14 protein-coding genes are annotated in these 14205 nt (G+C 62.8%); 10 read left to right on the forward strand and 4 right to left on the reverse strand.

What is annotated here, in order from left to right; all coding sequences use genetic code 11:
• Positions 1-65: 65 nt before the first annotated feature.
• Positions 66-698, reverse strand: a complete 633-nt coding sequence (locus tag RPG13_RS28515) for a LysE family translocator (protein ID WP_128243261.1) — start codon at positions 696-698, stop codon at positions 66-68.
• A 165-nt stretch (positions 699-863) separates the two neighbouring features.
• On the opposite strand from RPG13_RS28515, the gene rfaD reads away from it, so the two are divergent.
• Genes rfaD through waaC form a run of 3 tightly spaced genes read left to right on the forward strand, consistent with a single transcriptional unit; the run spans position 864 to position 3765 of the window.
• Entirely contained in the window at positions 864-1814 is a 951-nt protein-coding gene (gene rfaD / locus RPG13_RS28520) for an ADP-glyceromanno-heptose 6-epimerase (RefSeq protein ID WP_126105316.1), read from the forward strand.
• Positions 1787-2794 carry a lipopolysaccharide heptosyltransferase II gene (waaF, locus tag RPG13_RS28525; RefSeq protein WP_127294735.1) on the forward strand — a complete coding sequence of 336 codons (1008 nt, stop codon included), beginning with the start codon at positions 1787-1789 and terminating at the stop codon, positions 2792-2794. The genes rfaD and waaF overlap by 28 nt, the downstream gene beginning before the upstream one ends.
• On the forward strand, positions 2791-3765 hold the full coding sequence (gene waaC, locus RPG13_RS28530; RefSeq protein ID WP_095488891.1) for a lipopolysaccharide heptosyltransferase I: 975 nt from the start codon (positions 2791-2793) through the stop codon (positions 3763-3765). Before waaF ends, waaC begins: the two co-directional genes overlap by 4 nt.
• 65 nt (positions 3766-3830) lie before the next feature.
• Here waaC and greA read toward each other — a convergent pair whose 3' ends face one another.
• Entirely contained in the window at positions 3831-4304 is a 474-nt protein-coding gene (greA, locus tag RPG13_RS28535; protein WP_065012064.1) for a transcription elongation factor GreA, read from the reverse strand.
• A gap of 285 nt (positions 4305-4589) precedes the next feature.
• Positions 4590-5126 carry a tetratricopeptide repeat protein gene (locus RPG13_RS28540; RefSeq protein ID WP_337126596.1) on the reverse strand — a complete coding sequence of 179 codons (537 nt, stop codon included), beginning with the start codon at positions 5124-5126 and terminating at the stop codon, positions 4590-4592.
• Between the two features lie 201 nt (positions 5127-5327).
• Here RPG13_RS28540 and RPG13_RS28545 point away from each other — a divergent pair, with 201 nt between their 5' ends.
• The 4 genes from RPG13_RS28545 to RPG13_RS28560 all read left to right on the forward strand — a co-directional run bounded on the left by RPG13_RS28545 (position 5328) and on the right by RPG13_RS28560 (position 8646).
• A complete protein-coding gene (locus RPG13_RS28545) occupies positions 5328-5759 on the forward strand; it encodes a DUF3775 domain-containing protein (protein WP_442921363.1) in 432 nt (143 codons plus the stop codon).
• A gap of 75 nt (positions 5760-5834) precedes the next feature.
• A complete protein-coding gene (locus tag RPG13_RS28550) occupies positions 5835-6785 on the forward strand; it encodes an extensin-like domain-containing protein (RefSeq protein ID WP_337126597.1) in 951 nt (316 codons plus the stop codon).
• Between the two features lie 203 nt (positions 6786-6988).
• Complete coding sequence (locus RPG13_RS28555; RefSeq protein ID WP_292224311.1) at positions 6989-7789, forward strand: extensin-like domain-containing protein; 801 nt, start codon at positions 6989-6991, stop codon at positions 7787-7789.
• A 149-nt stretch (positions 7790-7938) separates the two neighbouring features.
• Positions 7939-8646: an LssY C-terminal domain-containing protein gene (locus tag RPG13_RS28560; RefSeq protein ID WP_337126598.1), complete on the forward strand. Its 708-nt coding sequence runs from the start codon at positions 7939-7941 to the stop codon at positions 8644-8646.
• 31 nt (positions 8647-8677) lie between these two features.
• Here RPG13_RS28560 and RPG13_RS28565 read toward each other — a convergent pair whose 3' ends face one another.
• Positions 8678-9790 carry a Gfo/Idh/MocA family protein gene (locus RPG13_RS28565; RefSeq protein WP_292224317.1) on the reverse strand — a complete coding sequence of 371 codons (1113 nt, stop codon included), beginning with the start codon at positions 9788-9790 and terminating at the stop codon, positions 8678-8680.
• A gap of 279 nt (positions 9791-10069) precedes the next feature.
• On the opposite strand from RPG13_RS28565, the gene RPG13_RS28570 reads away from it, so the two are divergent.
• From RPG13_RS28570 to RPG13_RS28580, 3 genes are all read left to right on the forward strand, one after another.
• A complete protein-coding gene (locus RPG13_RS28570) occupies positions 10070-10984 on the forward strand; it encodes a LysR family transcriptional regulator (protein WP_337126599.1) in 915 nt (304 codons plus the stop codon).
• A gap of 76 nt (positions 10985-11060) precedes the next feature.
• Positions 11061-12371, forward strand: coding sequence for a hemolysin family protein (locus RPG13_RS28575; RefSeq protein WP_095488885.1), 1311 nt, complete (start codon positions 11061-11063; stop codon positions 12369-12371).
• 547 nt (positions 12372-12918) lie between these two features.
• Positions 12919-13860 (forward strand): AraC family transcriptional regulator, encoded by a 942-nt coding sequence (locus RPG13_RS28580; protein ID WP_206616851.1) that lies wholly within the window; start codon positions 12919-12921, stop codon positions 13858-13860.
• Positions 13861-14205 lie beyond the last annotated feature (345 nt).

Here is a 14205-nt window from a genome sequence, read left to right on the forward strand (position 1 = left end):
TACCGCAATTCGGCCCAACGCAACGGCGGGCGCCGAGCGGATCAGAGTCAACGCCGGTTGGCGGATCAGCTTTTCTGCAAAGCCACATGAACGCCCAATCCGACGAGCACCGCACCGCCCGCACGCCGCATGAGGCGCTGCGCGTGGCTCGAGCGCCGCAGCCTGGTGATCAGCGCGCCTGCCAGCACCACGCAGATGACATCCGCCGAGGAGAACATCAGATTGACGATCGTCCCGAGAACGAGGAATTGGAGCCAGACGGGAAATGTCGCCGACGCGTCGATGAATTGCGGCAGGAACGCCATGAAGAAGATCGCCGTCTTGGGATTGAGCACCTCGACGGTGATGCTCTCGAAAAAGGCGCGGCGGGCCGATTTCGGCACAATGCCCGGGATGACGGCATCGTCTTGCGCCTTGGCGCGGAACAGCGAGACACCCAGCCAGATCAGATAGAGCGCGCCGGCCAGCTTGACCGCCACGTAGAGCGTCGGCACCGCGTGGAAAAGCACGGACAGCCCGGCAGCAGCGGCGATGACATGCACGTAGCCGCCAAGATGAATGCCCAGCGCCGCCGTCAGGCCGGACCAGCGGCCGCGCGCCATGGTTTGCGCAGCAGCGTAAAGCATCGCCGGACCGGGAATGTAGGCAAAGATCGCCGTGGTGGCGAAGAAGGCGATAAGCAGTTCGGTCGACGGCATTGCCTTGCTCCTGTCGCGCTTCGCCGGTGAGTCGCCGACTGAAGCGATTGCTTTGCGGCGGCACTGTGACGCTCACCCAGCCGCCGGATTGCGACCTGCTTTATCGACAGCCTCGCCAGCCTCCCCTATAAGGGCCGGAATCGGCACAAGATACCAGAGGCTTTCATGATCATCGTCACGGGCGGCGCCGGCATGATCGGCTCCAACATCGTTGCCGCCCTCAACGCCGAAGGGATTAGCGACATCCTCGTCGTCGACGACCTGACCGACGGCCACAAGATCGCCAATCTCGCCGATCTGCAGATCGCCGATTATCTCGACAAGGACGATTTCCTGCCGCGGATGGAGGCGGGGGACCTTGGCCGCATCGAGGCCGTCTTCCACCAGGGCGCCTGCTCGACCACCACCGAGTGGAACGGCAGGTTCATGATGGAGGTCAACTACGCCTATTCGAAGCGGCTGCTGCATGCCTGCCTCGCGCTGCGGGTGCCCTTCCTCTACGCCTCCTCCGCGTCGGTCTACGGCGGTGGCGCCGAGTTTCGCGAGGAGCCGGAATGCGAACGCCCGCTCAATGTCTATGCCTATTCAAAGAAGCTGTTCGACGACTATGTCCGCCGCACCGTCTTCGATACCGATCATTCGCCGGTAGCGGGCCTGCGCTATTTCAACGTCTACGGACCGCGCGAGGCGCATAAGGGCGCCATGGCCTCGGTCGCCTTCCACTTGTTCAATCAGGTCGAGCAAGGCCAAAACCCGAAGCTGTTCGGCGCCTATGAAGGTTTCGGACCCGGCGAGCAGAGCCGCGATTTCATCCATGTCGGCGATGTCGCCGACGTCAATCTGTGGCTGTGGAAACGCGGCTTAAGCGGCATCTTCAACTGCGGCACCGGCCTTGCCCAGCCGTTCCGCGCCATTGCCGAAACGGTGATCGGCGCGCTGGGCAAAGGCGAGATCGAGTTCATCGACTTCCCCGACCACCTCAAGGGCAGCTACCAGAGCTTTACGCAAGCTGATATGTCCCGGTTGCGCGCCGCCGGCTACAATGGTCAGTTTCGCACAGTGGAAACCGGCGTCAGAGACTATGTCGAATGGCTGAAAGCCCAACGATCCTCGTGATCGGCCCACGCTGGGTGGGCGACATGGTGATGGCGCAGTGCCTGTTCTCGGCGCTGAGGGAGCTTCACCCGAACGCCGCGATCGACGTGCTGGCGCCGGCATGGGCGGCGCCACTGGTCAAGCGCATGCCCGAAATACGCCAGCAGGTCGAACTGCCGCTGAAATCCGGCGCACTGGAATTCCGCACCCGAAGGCGCTTCGGCCGCCTGCTGCGCGGCCATTACGACATGGCCTATATCATGCCTGGAAGCTGGAAGTCGGCGCTGGTCCCGTTCTTTGCCCGCATTCCGCGCCGCATCGGCCATCTCAAGGAAATGCGCTACGGGCTGCTGACCGATATCGTTCCCTTGCCCGACCAGGTGAAACGGCGCACGGCGCAGGCCTATTTCGGCCTCGCCCAAGGGGGCACGTTCCGGGCCCCGAGGCTCGCCATCGACACAGAAAACCAGGCGGCACTGCTGGGCCGTTTCGGGCTGGAGGCGAACAAATTCGTGGCACTTATGCCCGGCGCCGAGTTCGGGCCCGCCAAACGCTGGCCGAGCGAACGCTATGCCGGTCTTGCCGGCGACATGATGGCGAAAGGTTTTAGGGTCGCACTGTTCGGATCGAAGAACGACGCCGAGGTGACGGCGGAAATCGCTACGCTTGCACCAGGCGCTGTCGATCTCGCCGGCCAGACGCGGCTGGAGGACGCCATCGACCTGATCGCCGCGGCCAGGCTTGCGGTATCGAACGACAGCGGGCTGATGCATGTCGCCGCCGCGGTCGGCACGCCGATCGTTGCCGTCTATGGCTCGACCTCGCCTGAGAATACGCCGCCGCTCGCCGAGCAGCGCGAACTGGTCTGGCTCGGCCTGTCCTGTTCGCCCTGCCACCAGAAAATCTGCCCGCTCGGCCATCTCAATTGCCTGAAGACGCTCGAGGTGTCACAGGTCGCGGCAGCAGCGGAACGGCTGCTGGAAATGCCGGCCGCCGCATGAGGGTGCTCATCGTCAAGACATCCTCGATGGGTGACGTCATCCACACGTTTCCGGCCGTCGAGGATGCTCGCCGCTACCGGCCGGACGTATCGTTCGACTGGTGCGTGGAAGAAGCCTTTGCCGGCATCGTGGCGCTGCATCCAGCCATCGCAACCATCCACACCGTGGCGATCCGGCGCTGGCGCACAGGCCCACTCGGCCGCGGCACATGGCGCGAGGCGGCAAGATTGCGTCGCGCCTTGCGCGATTGCCGCTACGATCTCGTCATCGATGCGCAAGGATTGCTGAAATCGGCCCTGGTGGCGAAACTGGCCGCGGCGCCGATCGCCGGCTTCGACCGCTCGAGCGCCCGCGAGCCTTCGGCGACTTTGTTCTACGACCGCCGCTATGCCGTGCCGCGCGATCTGCACGCCATCGAACGCACAAGGCGCCTGTTCGGGCTGGCGCTCGGCTATGAACCGGATTTTTCCAGGCTTGAGTCCGGCATCGTGCCGCCAGCCGGCGGTTCGACCTTTGTCGGCGAAAACCCCACCTTGCTGCTGCACGGCACCAGCCGCGAGGACAAGAAATGGCCGGTAGGCGACTGGATCGAGACTGCCGGGCTTCTCGTGGAGAGAGGAATGACGCCGGTCACCACCTGGTCTAACGACAGAGAAAAGGCGGTTGCCGAAGCGATTGCCGCGGCCGTTCGGCAGACCGTGCTGGTGCCGAAATTACCGCTTGCCGAGATCGCCGCGATCATCGGCCGCTCGGTGCTGATCATCGGCGCCGACACCGGCCTCACTCACCTCGCCAGTGCCTTCGGCCTGCCCACCGTCGCCGTGTTTCTGGCGACAGAACCCGGCCTGACCGGCCCGCGCGGGCCGTTCTCGTCAACGCTGCTGGCTGCGCCTGGCGGTCACGTCGCGCCTGCGGAGGTGGTGGCGGAGGCCGAGAGGCTGCTGGCGCTCAAATCGCAGGCCGCGACATAGGACCTTTTCAGAATTCGCTCTGGCGAGTCGCTAGTCGGCCGCCAGAGTAGAATTATCAACAGGCCCTAGATGAACTGCACCTGGACGATCTCGTAGCCCCGCGCACCGCCTGGCGCGTTGACCTCGATCGCATCGCCGACTTCCTTGCCGATCAGCGCCCGCGCGATCGGCGAGGAGATCGAGATGCGGCCGGACTTCACGTCGGCTTCCTGGTCGCCGACGATCTGGTAGGTCTTCTTCTCTTCCGTATCCTCGTCGACCAACACCACGGTCGCGCCGAACTTGACCTTTTCGCCGCTGAGCTTGGTGACGTCGATCACTTCGGCACGCGCGATGAAGTCCTCAAGCTCGTTGACGCGGCCTTCATTGAGGCTCTGCGCCTCTTTCGCCGCGTGGTATTCGGCGTTTTCGGAAAGATCGCCATGCGAGCGCGCTTCGGAGATCGCTTCGATGATGCGCGGCCGTTCTTCCTGCTGCCGCCAGCGCAGTTCTTCCTTCAATGACGCGAACCCCTCGCCTGTCATCGGGACCTTGTTCATGATGCCTGACCTTTCCTGCCGCCGCCCCCGCATTCCGGGAGCGACCTTGTCGATGGGTACAAAAAGAAAACGGTCCGGCAGCCTCGGGCTAACGGAACCGTCTCACCGCAATTTCCCCCAATATAGCAATCTTCGCGGGTTTTTCACGCCAAAAAAATCGGTTTTTAAAAATTCACCCGCCCATTTGTGGAAATGCCGTCACGGCAGCGCGGCCGGCAGGGCGAGCGGTAACAAAAAACCGGCTGCGATTGCTCGCAGCCGGTATGAGAGCGTTTTGAAGTCGAATCAGCTCTTCATGAAATGGTCTATCTGCTCAGACAGCATGCCGTATTCACGAGATCCCTTGCCGGTGCGCTTCTCGATCTCGCGGAGCTGTTTCTGGGCGCCGGCGAGATCGCCGATCTGCAGATGCGCCTCGCCGAGATATTCACGCACCAGCGTGTAATCAGGATCGATGCGCAGCGCTTCCTCGTAGTAGCCGAGGCCGACGGTGACGCGCCCGGAATGGCGATGCGAGTAGCCGAGATAGTTGAGGATGCGTGGGTCCTGCTTGTTGGCGGCCAGGCTGAGCACGGCGATAGCCTCACCATAACGTCCGGCCATCGCCAGCGCGTGGCCGGCTTCATAGATGTTGTCGTCGTCCAGCATGCCCTGCTTGGGTGCAACGCACTTCTTCAGCTTCTTGTCCCAGACCGTGCCTTTCTTGCACTGGGTGGTGGTCTGGTCGCTCCCGCCCCCACCTTCACCGGCCGAAAACACCGGAACAGCAAACAGCGGCAAGGCGGCAACCGCCAGAACCTGAATCAGCAATCGTCTGCGCATCGAAGCCTCCTTGAAGCATGACAATGCAGGACTAACGCCGGGCAAAAGCCGTTTCATCCCGGAAAAACTCGTGGCCTGCTGAAACGTTTTGGAAACGGTCCGTGCCGGCCGCAAAAATTGAAGAGCCGAACATGACGTGACGAGCGCTGCAAATTCGCTATCATCCAACATACGGCAAACGGCAAACGGAGTATACGGAGAATGCCAGTGCGGCGGCCTCTTGAAAAGGAATGGGAGCTTTCGATCGGTCCCGACACGGTGCGCCTGTTCATCCTCAAGGCGAAGGCGCTGAGCGCCGCCGTCAACGAAGACTATGCCGATGGCGCCGAGCACGAGGTAGAGCTCGACGGCCAGGCGCACGACAACCACCACCATGACGGTCTCGTCGAGGAAAGCTCCGAAAACCTCACCGAAGAAGAACTGCGCGAGCTGATCAACGATCTCAATGTCGACGAGGCAGCCGAACTCGTAGCACTCGCCTGGGTTGGCCGCGGCGACTATGACGCCTCGGAATGGGCGGACGCGCTGGCGGCCGCGCGCGAGCGCGCCAACAAGCGCACGGCGAAATATCTGCTCGGCATGCCGCTGCTGGCCGACTGGCTGGAGGAAGGGCTGGAAGCGATCGGTGCGTAACGCCGCGGTTACCGTTCGTGATCGGCCAAACCCTCATTCAGGGCAACTTCCGCATTCGCCCGCCGTTAAGATCGAATGGCGGCGCTCACCCTTCCCGGATTGCTCAGATTGGCGCTGCCTTTGGCGGCGGCGATACTGTTCGCAGGAACGGCGCTGGCCCAAGCTCCGGAATTGCCTGAAACCGTGCCCGTCCCGGAGTTCAATCGATCGCAATCGGCGCAAGAAGCCGCACCTGCCGACGTGCCGGTTCCCGAGCCGCGCCCTGATGTGCCAAAGCCTCCCGCGACCGACACGCTGAACCAGCAGGACCAGCCTAAGGAAACCCGGCCGGAGCCACCGGCAATCGCTCCAGCGCCAAGCCAAAAGCCCGCCGAGGCGGAACCGCCGGCCACCGCCCCGAAACCGCCGGAGAAGCCGACGCAAGCGCAGGGGAAAGAAATCCCTCCCGACCCGCGCTCGGCCTCTGTGCCGCAGGAAAAAATGCCGGAGGAGGAACTTGCCTGCCGCAGGCGGCTAAAGTCGATGGGCGTCGACTTCGAGGAACGCAAGGCCGAGCACGATGCGGCGGTCGGCTGCTCGATCCCCTATCCGATCGCGCTCAAGACGTTGGGCAGATCCGTTGCTATCGGCCCCGAAACCGAGCTGAACTGCCAGATGGCCGAGGCCGCCGCGCGCTTCGCCATCGATATCATCCAGCCGGCGGCCAAGGCCGAGCTCGGCGCCAATCTCAAGTCGCTCAGCCAGGCATCCGCCTTTGTCTGCCGGCCGCGCCATGGCGGAGGGAAACTGTCGGAACATGCTTTCGGCAACGCGCTCGACATCGCCAGCTTCACGTTTTCGAGCGGCAGAAAAATCGACGTCGGCCCAGCGCTACCGGAGAAGGACGCGAAATTCCTGAATGCGGTGCGCAAGGCAGCCTGCGGACCGTTCAAAACCGTGCTCGGCCCGGGCAGCGATGCGGATCACTCGCTGCATCTCCATCTCGACCTTGCACCGCGCCGCAACGGCGGCACCTTCTGCCAGTGACATGATCCCGGACCGGCATGCGTGCCGCAATTTGGCCGCAGCCGTAAACGCGGCCGCTGATTTTTCCTTTACTCTTGGCGGTTAAGCTCTGTCTCATCTGATCATGATCCCGAAAAGTGGGATCCGGTTTTCGGAGAAAGATCAGGATCAAACAATTAGGCAGAGCCTGATCGGGATCAGGCTCTGGGACAGGGATCTTGTCGATGGCCGGGATATTTCGCGCCGCGTTTGTCGCCGTGCGGCAAACCAGACGCGCGCGCATGATTGCCGGCGCGCTTGCGATCGCGGCGATCTCAGCCTGCACCACAGGCAGCGTGCTTTCGCTGGAACCGGCCGTCGATGTCGGCAGCCAGACATCAGCTGTCCCGAAATATGCCGGCATGCAGAGCCTCGTCCCGTCCAACCCGTACATGACCGCCGCCTATCCACGCATGGACGAGCCGATGGCGCCGACCGAACAGATGCCGGCCAGCGAGATCGACTGCCGCAAGGAGTTGAAACGCCTGGGCGTCGTCTACACCGACCTTGCGCCGATCCACGAAGGCCAGTGCGGCATCGACTATCCGGTCAAAGTCTCGGCCGTCGGCAGCATCGGGATGAAGCCAGCCGCGACGCTGACCTGCGACATGGCCGCCACCTTCGCCGGCTGGACCAGGAATGAACTGGTTCCGTCCGCCCGCTGGCGTTATTTCTCCGGCGTCAAGACCATTCGCCAGGGCTCGAGCTATTCCTGCCGCAGGATCGCCGGCGAAGGCGTGCTGTCGGAGCACGGCAAGGGCAACGCCCTCGACATCATGAGCATCGAGCTCAGCAATGGCAACGACATCGACGTGCGCAAGCCCGGGCTGTTCGCCTTCCGCACGCGCGGCTTCCTCAACACTGTGCGCGCCGACGGCTGTCAGTATTTCACCACGGTGCTTGGTCCCGGCTACAATTACGACCACCGCAACCATTTTCATTTCGACATCAAAAACCGCAAGAACGGCTACCGCGCCTGCCGCTAGAGCATCGGACCCAAAAGTGGATACCGGTTTTGGGATAACCCGATGCTCCAAACAACATGACACCGAACGCATGCCCACTGCCCAAGGTCTGCGCCGCCGCGTAGAATGACGCCACATAAAGTGATGCCATATCACCGGGGTGGTACCTCGTGAGCCGACGAAGCCTTCGACGACGCGCAACGACCTGGCTGGTGGCGTTCTGTGCCGGCTATCTCGTGCTCGCCTATTTCGCCGCGCCGGAATTCTGGACCCTGCGGGACCGCAACTTCCGCACACAGCGCTTCGAGATGGTGACGCACACGCCGCAAGGCATTGCGGGCGATCCGATCAATGTCGGCCTCGTCGGTACCAGAAAAGAGCTGGTCCATGCCTTCGCGGTCGCCGGATGGGACACGGCCGACGCCATCACGCTGAAGACCGCGATCGAGATCGGCGAAAGCGTGCTGTTCGATCGGCCCTATCCCGACGCGCCGGTCAGCCGGTTGTTATTCGAAGGCCGAGCACAGGATCTGGCCTTCGAGAAGCCGGTCGGCGACAGTGCCGACCGGCGTCATCACGTCCGCTTCTGGCAGACCGATGCGACCGGAGACGATGGCCGGCCGCTCTGGCTGGGTTCGGCAAGCTTCGATCGCGGCGTTGGGCTCAGCCACGACACCGGCGCGATCACTCACCATATCGGTCCCGACATCGACGCCGAGCGCGACTTCCTGATCCACGACCTGTCCGCCGCAGGCATGCTGATCTCGACCAGCGAGATATCAGGCATCGGTGCGACAAAGGCTGGGCGCAATGGCGGTGGCGACCCTTACTTCACCGACGGCAAGGCGGTGGTGGGCGTGCTCAGGCAGCTGCCGTAGGAGCGTCGCTGGCGATCCTTGGCCGGCCCGATCACGCCAGCGCGGTGCGGCTTCCGCTTTCGGCTGCTCTCTCGATCGCGGCGATGATGCGATGCACTGCGACCGCATCCTCGAAGCTCGGCGCCGAGCGGGTACCCTCGCGCAGATCCTGGGCCATCCTGGCATAAACGCGGGCGACGTTCCCCGGCTCCACATCCTCCGGCCAGCCGGAACGGTATGAGGCGGGGACCTCCAGCGGCCGGAACACCTTCTCCCCGTTCCGCGCGCCTTTGAGGGAAAGCTGCACCATCTGCGTGTGGCCGGAAGGACCCGATATCAGGATATCGCCTTCCGTGCCGTTGATCTCCCAGACCAGGCCTTCGTCATATCGAGCTGCCCCGCCTCGATAATGGATGGACAGGGGCGCGCCGCTGGCGAGGACCCCGCTGACCAGCACCTGGTCAGGGGCGGACACGGGCAGCGTTTCCCCGGTATCGACGGCGAGCGCCGTGGGCCGCCGCGTGGCCAGCACCGCGGATACCTCCGCGACTTCGCCGAGCACATCCCTGAGCGCCGCCAGCGTGTGCCCCACCGGGATCGTCAGCATGGTGGCGCCGTTGGCGCGATCCAGCAGATAGGCGTAGATCTTCTTTTCGGAGATGGAGCCTCCCCAGCCGCCGCCCCGCGCTACCAAGGTGGTCGACAGCACCTCGCCGACGAACCCGTCGGCGATCAGATGTCGCAGATACTCAATTTCGGGAGCAACGCGCGCTTGGGTTCCGACCACGCCCAGGACGCCCTTGGCCCGGGCAAGCGCGGCGAGTTCCTCAGCCTCGGCCAACCCGTTGCCAAGCGGCCATTCGCAGTAGACGTGTTTGCCCGCGCCGATCGCCGCTTTCACGATCTCCAGGTGAGGAGGCACCTTCACCGTAACAGTGACGATGTCGATCTCCGGCGCCGCGATCAACTCGGCAACGCTGGCGAAGGCCCGCGGCAGTCCGGTCGCGCCGGCCGCCTTCTCGGCGCTGGCCAAGTTGGTGTTGGCGACGCCGACGATCTCGAAGCTCTCCGATAGTGCATTGAGCGCAGGAATATGGGCCCGTGCCGCCCAACTCCTGCCCGGTTGCAATCCGACGATACCGACCCTGAAGCGTTGTCCTGGCATGGTGTTCTCCTTCACGCAGCTTTGGCTTTGCCGCTAGGATCGCGAGACCGGCCGTTCCGGAATCCTGCCCGGACAGGCTTCGACCTGGACAGTCCGAATTCGCCCGTCTGCCAGGATCTGTTGATGCCGGACCTGCTGATATCGAGGCTCATCTCGTTCCGTGCTCCGCGTTTGGTGACTACGCCGGACATCTATGCGGTTTCGCTATGGAATAAAACTCTCCGGTAGCGCATATTTGGAAACAGATTGACGAGAAAAAATATACAACGGAGAGCGGCGTTGGAACCAGCCAGCCTGCAAGGCATTCTCGCATTCGTTCAGGTGGTCGAGGCCGGCAGCTTCACCGATGCCGGCAGACGGCTGCATGTGACGAAATCGGCGGTCGGAAAATCGATCGCGCAATTGGAACAGCGACTGGGTGTTCGCCTGCTCAACCGCACGACCCGCAGCCTGAGCCCGACCAGTGAAGGCTTGGGCTATTATGAAGCCTGCGTCAGGGCACTGTCCGAAATCGAAGCCGCCCAGTCATTGCTTGCCGCACGTCGGCTGGTGCCTTCCGGCCGGCTTCGCGTCGACGTGCCCCTGGCCTTCGGCCGCAGATGCGTGGCACCTGTGCTCTTCGAGATATCCAAGCGGTTTCCGGATCTGACGATCGAAATCTCGTTCAACGACCGGCGCGTCGACCTGATCGAGGAAGGCATCGATCTGGCGGTCCGAATGGGCGACCTGGATGACAGCCTGTCGCTCGCCGCGCGCCGCATCTACGCCCAGCGCTCGGCCATCTGCGCGGCCCCCTCCTATCTCGAAAAACACGGCAGGCCGCGATCGGTTGATGATCTCGCAAACCACGGCGTCATCGGCTACGGCCGCGACGGCGTTGTCCGGCCCTGGACCGTAAAGCATGCCGACGGCCATATTGGAAAATTCCTGCCAAGGGCGCGGCTTGTCCTCGGTCACGGCGAACCGATGCTGGATGCAGCCCTTGCCGGCTGCGGCATCGTCTTTCTGCCGACCTGGCTGGCGGCCGACAGCCTCAAGAGCGGCGAACTCGAGACGGTCCTGTCGGACTGTCTCGTCGAAGACATCGTGGTGCATGCCGTCTGGCCGGTGACACGCAGCCTGACGCCAAAGGTCCGTGTCGTCGTCGACGCCCTGATCGAGCATTTTTCGTCGCCGACATGGGACGCCGCATGAGATGGTTGCCCCCGCCGCCATGAAAAATGACGTCCATCTATTTTCGAAGACCTCGCCGCAATGCTATTGACCCCTCATGCTTTACGTTGAAATCGCTATCGTGGTCGTCCTCATCTGCGTGAACGGCCTTCTGGCAATGTCCGAGCTTGCCATTGTCTCGTCGCGGCCTGCCCGTCTCAAGGCAATGATCGACCGCAACGTCACGGGTGCCGGCCGTGCCTTGGCGCTCGGCTCCAATCCCGGCAAATTCCTGTCGTCGGTGCAGATCGGCATCACCCTGGTCGGTGTTTTATCAGGCGCGTTTTCCGGCGCCACGCTGGGCGAGCGGCTGTCTGTGTTCCTGGAATCGACGGGTGTGCGCGAAAGCCTTGCCGACCCGATCGGCGTCGGCATCGTCGTCGCCCTCATCACCTACTTCTCGCTGATCATCGGCGAACTGGTGCCCAAGCAGATCGCGCTGCGCGATCCCGAGCGCGTCGCCGCCAAAGTTGCTCCGGCGATGACCATCCTTGCCACCGTCTCGGCACCGCTGGTGTTCCTGCTCGACATCTCCGGCCGCGCCATGCTGTGGCTGCTCGGCCAGCGTGGTGAAAGCGAGGAGAAGGTCACCGACGAGGAGATCAAGATGCTGGTCGCCGAGGCCGAACATCACGGCACCATCGAATCGGACGAGCGGCGCATGATCGCCGGCGTCATGCGGCTCGGCGACCGAGCCGTCCGCGCGGTGATGACGCCGCGCACCGAGGTCGACTGGATCAACCTGCAGTCCGACGACGCGGCGACCCGCAAGCTCCTGATGGAGACGCAGCATTCGCGCCTCCCAGCCGGCGATGGCAGCGTCGACGCCATGATCGGCGTCGTCCAGACCCGCGACGTGCTGGCCGCGATGCTTGGAGGTCGCGCGCTCGACCCGCGCCGGCACGTGCGCGCCGCTCCCATCGTCCATGACCAGGCCGACGCGCTGGATGTCCTTTCGACACTCAAGGAATCCAACGTGCCGATGGCGCTGGTCCATGACGAATACGGCCATTTCGAAGGCATCGTCACCCCGGCGGATATACTGGAGGCCATCACCGGCGTCTTCCGGGCGGATCTCGACGCCGGCGACGAGGAGAACGCCGTCAAGCGCGAGGACGGCTCATGGCTGCTCGCCGGATACATGCAGGCCGACGAGATGGCAGACGTTCTCGGCATCGACCTGCCCGAGAACCGCGACTACGAGACCGTCGCCGGTTACGTGTTGTCGCACATGCACCATCTGCCGGCGACCGGCGAATGCGTCGATGCGCAGGGCTGGCGCTTCGAGGTCGTCGACCTCGACGGCCGCCGCATCGACAAGCTCATCGCCACGCGCCTGCCCGGCGGCCACCGCGAGATCGTGCGGTAACAATCAACACGATTGTAGGCCTGTTCGAGTGTCAGCTCTGTGGCCGCATAGCGGACAGGCAGCTTCTAGTGTGAGATGTAAGTGAGCAGACATTCAGCTCGGCGCAGGCTCGGGCCTAATCTTGACCCGAGTCGACCTTCATGAACACATTTTGCTATCGGATAACCGACATTCGCGGCAACCAGCGCTGATGTCCCGTTGCGGACTTTCCATTGCGGACTTCCCATATCTCGCACGAAAGAGCTGGACTTGATTGAAACTCTACCGTTCGAGCAGATCAGCCACACGACCTAGCCTGCCAAATACCGGACATTGCGCCGTCGCTTCGGCATGGGAACGCGCGAGCCGGAGAAAATTCGGTGGTCGCGCAGCCGCATCATGCAGACCTATTGGATTTAGGACCCTAGAGGATCGATTCGCAGCAGTTTCTGCTTGCCGACCGAGAGTTAACGGGATGCATAAAGAGTATGCAAAGGTTCGAGGCAAAGGAATGCATATGGACGATCCGCTTAGATCCATGAATCGGCCCGGTCTTGGACGTGGAACGATGGACTACCAGCCGGCCGAGAGTGACTTGCTGAGCGAAGTTCTGCGCGACTTGCGTCTTGCCCATGCTCGATATGGCCGCAGCGAATTGACGGCGCCCTGGGGCATCGCCGTGCCGTTCAGGGAGGGTGTACGTTTTCATGCGATGCTGGAAGGTCATTGCTGGATACAAGCCAAGAGCTTGCCGCCGCTGCTGCTCGAAAAGGGCGATGTGCTTCTTCTGCCCCATGGAACAGAGCACACCATGTCCGACCTGCCCAAACGGCGAGCCTTGCCGCTTGCGGATGTCAAACCGGCGTTGATTGGGAACGGAACTTACGAGTTGAAGTCTGGCGGCAGCGGTGCGCGATCGTTGATCGCATGCTGCACGATCGGCTTTGAGGGGCCGACGGCAAATCCGCTGCTGGAACTGCTGCCTCCGGTGATGCATATCCGTCATGCCGAGCACGGCGATACCGACCTACCAATCCTCGTTGCGATGATGGCGCGCGAGGCTGAAGGGCAAAGAATCGGCTCGGCAACGGTAATGGCGCGCCTCGCCGATATTGTCATGACGCAGGTAATCAGAACCTGGGTCGAGACGTGTTCCAACGATCTGACCGGTTGGCTGGCGGCCGTGCAGGATCCACAAATCGGGGCGGCGCTTGCAAGAATCCATCGCTCCCCCGGGGAAGACTGGCCAGTCGATCGCCTGGCGGCATTGTCTGGGCTGTCGCGATCGAGGTTTTCGCAGCGATTCAAGAGTCTATTATCCGTATCCCCCGCCCGCTATCTCCTGCAATGGAGGCTTAGGCTGGCGGAATCCTGGTTGCGGAACGGATATATGTCGCTGTCACAGGTCGCGTCGGAGTTGGGATATGAGTCCGATGCATCCTTCAGCAGGGCATTCAAACGCTTCATAGGCGTCTCGCCAGGTGCGGTCCGAGATTCCGGCCGCGGGTGAGCATAACAGAGACGACATCGGTCCTGCATATCGCCTGATCCGACCCACAGCCGATGTAATCGGCGCGACAAACGGCCAGACATTCAAGCGTTTCTGCCATAGCGGCGCCGCACCAGGATCTGCAAATTCCCAAATGCCGTAACCACTTCGACCGATTCGCGAGCCAGCAACGACCGTCGCGGTGGATTATCGAAGGAGCAATAGCCCGCACTCGCATGCGCCATGAACGCATGACGCGTGAATGCAGAATACCTCCTAGGCCGCTACCAGAAGGAGACTCATATGGCGTTGGTGTTGCCTGATCTTCCCCCACCAGCCACTGGCGAACACACGCCCTATTGCATT

Origin of the sequence: Mesorhizobium sp. ISC15, assembly GCF_037162615.1 — a bacterium.
In the GTDB taxonomy this organism is placed as follows: Bacteria; Pseudomonadota; Alphaproteobacteria; order Rhizobiales; family Rhizobiaceae; genus Mesorhizobium; species Mesorhizobium mediterraneum.